Annotated in this window: 5 protein-coding genes and 1 pseudogene; all 6 read right to left on the reverse strand. The window is 71.4% G+C overall.

Going from position 1 to position 5,229, the window contains the following annotated elements; translation table 11 throughout:
• Positions 1-47: 47 nt before the first annotated feature.
• The gene (locus B2J89_RS18385) at positions 48-1,013 is read right to left on the reverse strand and encodes an ABC transporter ATP-binding protein (RefSeq protein WP_169170398.1); all 966 of its coding nucleotides are present in this window, start codon (positions 1,011-1,013) and stop codon (positions 48-50) included.
• A 117-nt stretch (positions 1,014-1,130) separates the two neighbouring features.
• A complete protein-coding gene (locus B2J89_RS22840) occupies positions 1,131-1,367 on the reverse strand; it encodes an oxidoreductase-like domain-containing protein (RefSeq protein ID WP_371809096.1) in 237 nt (78 codons plus the stop codon).
• Positions 1,362-1,604: pseudogene (locus B2J89_RS22845) on the reverse strand (DUF1653 domain-containing protein); the annotation flags it as partial. The pseudogene B2J89_RS22845 and the gene B2J89_RS22840, both read right to left, overlap by 6 nt.
• Positions 1,605-1,634: 30 nt before the next feature.
• The gene (gene mltB / locus B2J89_RS18395) at positions 1,635-2,729 is read right to left on the reverse strand and encodes a lytic murein transglycosylase B (RefSeq protein WP_205763889.1); all 1,095 of its coding nucleotides are present in this window, start codon (positions 2,727-2,729) and stop codon (positions 1,635-1,637) included.
• A gap of 5 nt (positions 2,730-2,734) precedes the next feature.
• The gene (locus B2J89_RS18400; RefSeq protein ID WP_169170399.1) at positions 2,735-4,777 is read right to left on the reverse strand and encodes a DUF3488 and transglutaminase-like domain-containing protein; all 2,043 of its coding nucleotides are present in this window, start codon (positions 4,775-4,777) and stop codon (positions 2,735-2,737) included.
• Between the two features lie 109 nt (positions 4,778-4,886).
• Positions 4,887-5,229 (reverse strand): DUF58 domain-containing protein (locus tag B2J89_RS18405; protein ID WP_169170400.1); only part of this gene is annotated, 343 nt, incomplete at its 5' end.

Below are 5,229 nucleotides of genomic sequence, written 5' to 3' on the forward strand. Positions count from 1 at the left end.
CATCTCGAAGCGGTAGATGGCGCGCACGCCGTGCAGGTTGAAACCCATCATTGGGGTGCTTTCGGTGCGTGGACCAGGCTGACGAAGATGTCTTCGAGCGAGCTCTCGCTCGAATGCAGGTCCTTGAAGTCGATGCCGTGCTCGCCCAGCGCACGCAGCAGCGCGGCGATGCCGGTGTCTTCCTGCTGGGTGTCGAAGCGGTAGCTCAGCGCATGGCCGTCGGCAGACAGGACCAAAGGCCAGCGCGCCAGCGCATCGGGCACGCGCTCCATAGGGTGCTGCAGCGTGAGCGTGAGTTCCTTCTTGCCGAGCTTGCGCATCAGCACGGTTTTGTCTTCCACCACGATCAGCTCGCCCTGGCGGATTACACCGATGCGGTCGGCCATGTCCTCGGCTTCCTCGATGTAGTGCGTGGTCAGGATGATGGTGGTGCCGGCGTCGCGCAGCGCGCGCACCAGGCGCCACATGTCGTGGCGCAGCTCCACGTCCACGCCGGCGCTGGGCTCGTCAAGGAACAGGATTTTCGGCTCGTGCGACAGCGCCTTGGCAATCAGCACGCGGCGCTTCATGCCGCCCGACAGGGCCAGGATCTTGGTGTCCTTCTTGTCCCAGAGCGAGAGGTCCTTGAGGATTTTCTCGATCAGCGCCGGGTTGGGGGCCTTGCCGAACAGCCCGCGGCTGAAGCTCACCGTGGCCCACACGGTTTCGAACGAGTCGGTGTGCAGCTCCTGCGGCACCAGGCCGATGGCAGAGCGCGCGGCGCGGTAGTCATGCACGGTGTCGTGGCCGTCGGCCGTGACGCTGCCTTCGCTGGCGTTGGTGATGCCGCAGATGACGCTGATTAGCGTGGTCTTGCCGGCGCCGTTGGGGCCGAGCAGGGCGAAGATTTCGCCGCGGCGGATGTCCAGGTCGATGTTCTTGAGCGCCTGGAAGCCGCCGGCGTAGGTTTTGCTCACGCCGCGCACGCGGACGATGGCGTCGGCGGCAGGCGGAGAAGGAAGGACAACAGGCATGGGTGGAAGGGGCAAGGACAACAAGAGGCCAACAGCCGGCGCGGTGCACCAGCAGGGCTGGGCCAACGCCACGCGGCAGCCGCAGATTGTGGCCCGAACGGCGCCGGCGCGCAGGCCCTAGCGCGGCAGCTGCGCCAGCGCATCGGCGCGCCAGTGGCCGAGCGCGGCATAAAACCCTTCCCACACGCAGCCGTTGCAGCCGCGCCCGCAGCAGGTGGCGGGCTCGGGCGGAGGCGGGCGCAGGGCATGGTCCAGGGGCGTGCCGCGGCGTTGTGCCAGGCCGCGCAGGTGGGCGATGAGTGCGCGCGCGGTGGGCAGGTCGGCCAAGGGCACGCCGGCCGGGTCGTGGCGCACGAAGCGGCGCTGGCGGCGGCCGCCGAAGTCGCCGGTTTCGCTGAACATGGCGGCGGGCCGCACCCACAGCGCGCCGCCTTCAAGTCCCTCGCCGTAGAGCGCGCGGTACAGCGCCATGCCCTGCAGGGTTTCGCTGCAGCGCGCGCCGCCCAGCACCTCGTACCAGCCGCCCTTGTAGTGGCGGTACAGGCCCGGTGGCGGGGCGTCCAGCGGGGGCAGGTCGGTGGTGTCGGTCATGGGCAGGTGTCTGAAAGAGCGGGCTGCATGTCAGCGGCTGCGCGCGGCCGCCACCTCGCGGCCCAGCTCGATCACCGCCATCGCGTAGTAGCTCGACCAGTTGTAGCGCGTGATGGCGTAGAAGTTCTCGGTGCCGGCCACATAGCTCGGCGCGTCGTCGCCGTTTTGAAGCTCGACCAGCGCCAGCGCCCCCGCGTGCTGCGCGCCCGCGCCCTGCACGATGGCGCCCTTGGCGGCCATGCTGGTGGCGCTGAAGGTGGGCAGGATGTCGGGCGCCAGCAGCGCGTCCATGTCCACGCGCGCCGTGTCGAATTCGACCGGGTAGTAGGGTGCCATGCCCGGCGTCCAGCCGTGCGCGATGAAGTAGTTGGCGACCGAGCCGATGGCGTCTGCGGGGCTGCCAAACAGGTCGATGCGCCCGTCGCCGTCGAAGTCCACCGCGTAGCGCACCCAGCTCGATGGCATGAACTGCGGCAGGCCCATGGCGCCGGCGTAGCTGCCGCGCGGATCGAAGGGGTCGACGTTGGTGCGGTGCGTGAGGCTCAGGAACTGTTCGAGCTCGCGGCGGAAGAACTCGGTGCGCTCGGGCGCGCGCGGGTGCGCGCCCGGAAAGTCGAAGGCCAGCGTGGCCAGCGCGTCCATCACGCGGAAGCTGCCCATGTTCTGGCCGTAGATCGTTTCGACCCCGATGATGCCGACGATGATGTCGGCCGGCACGCCATACTCGCGCTCGGCGCGCTCCAGCGCTGCGCGGTTTTGCTGCCAGAACGCCACGCCCGCGCGGATGCGCACCGGGTCGATGAAGCGGCTGCGGTAGGCGCGCCAGTTCTTGGCCGTGCCCTGGGCGGGCGGCAGCATGAGGCGCGGCACCTGCGGCAAAAGGCGCGCCTGGCCAATGGCCTGGCGCACCCATTCGCGGTCGAGGTCGCGGCGCTCGGCCAGGTCGTCGGCAAACGCCATGGCGTCGGCACGGCTGGCGTAGGGCGTGCTGCCTTCGGCGGCGCGGGCCGTGGCGGGTTTGCCTACCGATTTTTTTTGGTGTTTTTGGGCTGTAGCGCCCGTGCATAAAGCGCTGGCAGCTATGAAAACAAGAGTGGTTTGGAGGATTTTCTTCAACATGGTCATGGGCATCATGGGGTGCGGGCGGTGGGCCAGCGCAGGCGGCGCAGTTCGCGCTGCAGGATTTTGAGCTGCGCCGGCGCCGTGCGGGCGTCGGCATAGCGGCATTGTTCCAAGCGCAGCAGCCATGCGCCGGCGGCGCTGGCGGCGGGGCCGAAGCGGGCCTCGGCCTGCGCGGCCATGGCGCGCGGCGGCATGCTGACCGGCAGCGGTAGCCCGGCGCGGGCCAGGCGCCGGCGCGCGTGCGCGAGCAGGCGCAGCCAGGGGTCGTGCTGGCTGCGCTCCCACAGCGCCCCGAGCGCGCCGGCCAGCGCCACGGCGCCGACCAGGCCCGCGAGCACGCGCGCCAGGTCCTGCCAGCTGGGCGCGCCGAACCCGAGCGCTCTGAGCAGGTCGAGCTGGCGGCTTTGCGTGTAGTTCAGCACCCACTGGTTCCAGCCGGTGTTCACGGCCTCCCAGGTGGCGCGCAGGCGCTGCGCTATGCCGGGGGTGAGCACGCTGCCCATGGCGTCGCCGAGGACGCCGCGCGGCGCCGGCAGGCGCCGGAACTGGCCCACGCGGTCCGGCGCCACGGCGCCCGTCGGGTCCACGCGCACCCAGCCGCGGCCTTCCACCCACACCTCGGCCCAGGCGTGGGCATCGCTTTGGCGCACGGTCCAGTAGCCGTCGACCGGATTGCGCTCGCCGCCTTGGTAGCCGGTGACGATGCGTGCGGGCACGTCGGCGGCGCGCATCAGCACCACGAAGGCCGAGGCGATGTGCTCGCAGAAGCCCTGCTTGCGGTCGAACCAGAATTCGTCGGCGGTGTGCTCGCCGTAGACGCCGGGCTCGAGCGTGTACTGGTAGCCGCCGGTGCGCAGGCGCGTGAGCGCGGCATCCACCAGCGCGGGCGTGCCGCCGCGGGCCACGGCCGGGTCGGCGCGCAGTTGCTGCGCCAGCGCCAGGGTGCGCGGGTTGAAGCCCGCGGGCAGCTCGACCAGTGCGCGCAATTGCGGCGTGGCGCGCGTCGGGCCATGGCGGAACTGCGGGTAGCTGGTGGCGCTGTAGCGCAGCACGTCGGTGACCGGGCGCGTGGCCAGCCACTGCAGGTCGGGGGCCATGACGGCGCCCATGCCGGCGATGTCGGGGCGCTCGGGCGCCGCGTCGAGCACCATGAGCCAGGGGCGCTGGTGCGGCTCGAGCGTGACGGTGTAGCGCAGTGGCGCGCCGCGCACCTGCAGGCGCGCGGGCATGCCGGCGGCGTCCTGCCCGGCCGCGCCGCCGCGCCCGGCCGGTGCCTGCCATTGGCGGCCGTCAAAGCGCGAGAGCACCGGGCCGCGGAAGTACAGCTGCGACGCCGGCGGCGCCGCGTTGTCTGCCGTGTCGAACAGCACGCGCAGGGCCACGCTGTCGTCGAGCGCCAGTGTGGCGATGCTGCCGACCTCCATCTGGCCCGACAGGCCGCTGCGCCCGGTCAGCGCGTCGCTGGGCAGGCCCCACAGCGGCGCCATGCGCGGAAATAGCAGGAACAGCGCCAGCATGATGGGCGTGCCCAGCAGCGCCATGGTGCCGGCCGTGCGCAGCGCCAGCGCCAAGGGTGGGCGGCCCACCGGCATGTGGGCATTGACCAGCGCCGTGAGCAGTCCCAGCAGGGCGATGAGCATGGCGGCCGCGGTGGCGAGCGATTGCGAATAGAAGAAGTTGCTGAGCACCGTGAAGAAGCCCAGGAAGAAGATCACCAGCGCATCGCGCCGCGCGCGCGCCTCCAGCGTCTTGAGGCCCAGCAGCACGACGATCAGCGTGGTGCCCGCGTCGCGCCCGAGCAGGGTGCGGTGCGTGAGCAGCGTGGCGCCCACGGCCAGCGCCACCACGGGCAGCACGGCCCAGCGCCCGGGCAGGGGGCGGCCCTGCCAGGCCAGTGCGCCGCGCCACAGCAGCAGCAGGGCGGCCAGCGCGCCGGCCCACGCCGGCAGGTGCAGGGCCTGCGGTGCGATCACCCACGCGATCACCACCAGCAGGAACAGCGTGTCGCGCGCGTCGCGCGGCAGCGCAGCGAGGGTCCGGCGCAGGCTCATGGCAGGCGGGCGGGGGGCTGCGGCAGGGGCGCAATGTTGCTATTCAATGAATAGCTTCTCGCGCTTGCCGGTATTGGGCTGTAGGCCATTTTCATATCAAACCGCTGCTTCAGAAGAGCGCCAGCGCCTCCAGGCAGCGCCGCTGCTGGGCTGCGCCGCTGCCCTGCGGGATCTCGGTACCGGGCAGGCGCAGGCCATAGTCCAGGCCCAGGCGCTCGGCCAGCAGCACCCAGGCGGCCAGGCGCGACAGGCGCGCTTCGGGATCGGGCAGGCCGGTGCGCTCGGGTGTGAACCACAGCTCGTGGCGCTGCAGGTGTTCGGCGTCGCGGCTGACCAGGGCATCGGTGCCGGCGGCCAGCGCCTGCGCGGCCTTCTTCCAGACCACGCGCTGAAGCGGGTCGCCGCGGCGGTAGGCGCGCACGCCCTCGAATTCGCCCGCGCCCTGGCTGGAG

This window comes from Acidovorax sp. SRB_24 (genome assembly GCF_012931925.1).